A 1732-nucleotide genomic window follows, 5' to 3' on the forward strand; every position below is an offset into this window, starting at 1 on the left:
TAAATACTTAGTTTTTCTTTTTTTGTGAAAATTCCGATTTATCTTCTTACTTTTTGTAGATAATTTTTCACTTCTCCGGTAGTTTTCAGTTGAAGAATATTTTTCATTTCTTTTTCAGCATCCTTTTTGGACCATTTTTCTAAAGACTCTTTGATTTTTGGTATTGAAACTGCACCCATGCTAAATTCATCTAGCCCTGCACCAAGAAGAAATGGCAATAAAAGCTCATCCCCTGCTGCTTCTCCACACATCCCCACCCATATGCCCGATTTATGTCCTTCGTCTATTGTCAACCGCCAATGTGTACTGTATTAAATCATTGGTTCCAATGCTGAAAAAATCTACTTCTTCTGCCAGGATATCTGCTATCATAACAGCCGAAGGTGTTTCAACCATTATACCAATTTCTATATTCCCATTATATTCTAAATTTTCATTATCCAATTCCAATTTAACTTCATTAAAAATGTCTTTAGCTTGCTTAACTTCTTCTAAGGATGAAATCATTGGAAACATTATGCTTAAATTCCCATATTTGCTTGCACGAAGAATCGCTCTTAGCTGCGGCTTAAAAATATCAGTTTTATCAAGGCATAGCCTAATTCCTCTATAACCCAAAAATGGATTCATTTCCTTGGGGAGACCCAAATAAGGAACTTCCTTATCAGCACCAATGTCAAGTGTTCTTATGACAACACGATTTTTTCCCATTCTTTCAGCTACTTTTTTATATACTTCAAATTGTTCCTCTTCAGAAGGAATTTCAGATCTATTCATGTACAAAAACTCAGTTCTAAATAGACCAATCCCTTCCCCACCTTTTACCAGAACTGCCTCTAAATCATTAATATTACCTATGTTCCCAGCCACTTCTATGGCTATTCCATCTTTAGTCTTAGCCTTTTTTTTACTATAAACAGCTAATCTTTCAAGTTCAGTTTGATATTCAATAATTTTTTGTTTATATATTTTTAACGTATTTTTATCTGGATCTAAAAAAACTTCACCACTATGTCCATCAACAATCAAAAGAGAATTATCTTGAACTTTATCTAAAAGTGATTCGCCTAATCCAACAACAGCAGGTATACCCAGAGATCTAGCTATTATTGAAGTATGAGAGGTCCTTGATCCATCTTTAGTTACAAAAGCAAGAACTTTTTTGGTATCTAATTGTGCAATAGCAGATGGGGTTAAGTCTTCTGCAACTATTATAACTTGCCTATTTAATTCGTCAGGGACTTCTTTATTACCTAGAAGTATATTTATTACTCTTTTTCCTATATCTCTTATATCAGCTCCACGCATTTTGAGATATTCGTCTTCCATAGCATCAAACATCTCTGCATATTGTTCAATAACTTGCTTTACAGCAGCAGGAGCTGAAGATTTACCTTCCATAATTTTAACTTCAAATGCGGATATTAACTCAGGATCATCCAGCATCATCATATGTGCATCAAAAATTTCGGCTCTCTCGTTGCCAATTTCCTTCCCAATATTATCCTTTATTATTTTTATTCTTTTTTTGCTTGTTCTATAGATAGCATTATGAAGTTTTTTTTTGTTTTTTATATATTTTTAATTTTATTTTACTTTTTTTTTTTTTTTCTTTTTTTTCATTTTCTTTAATCACCGCTACACTCTTTTTTTTAATACTAGTGTAGATACTAACACGATAAACACCACAACAAAAAACAAAAACACAAGTAATATCAAACAAACAAGTCAA

General features: G+C 32.3%; 1 protein-coding gene and 1 pseudogene. Both read right to left on the reverse strand.

What is annotated here, in order from left to right:
• Positions 1-38 precede the first annotated feature (38 nt).
• Positions 39-1575 (reverse strand): annotated as a pseudogene (gene ptsP / locus AA81_RS13570) (phosphoenolpyruvate--protein phosphotransferase).
• Positions 1550-1732 (reverse strand): hypothetical protein (locus AA81_RS14490; RefSeq protein ID WP_211292733.1); only part of this gene is annotated, 183 nt, incomplete at its 5' end. The pseudogene ptsP and the gene AA81_RS14490, both read right to left, overlap by 26 nt.

It is taken from the genome of Petrotoga halophila DSM 16923, from assembly GCF_002924615.1.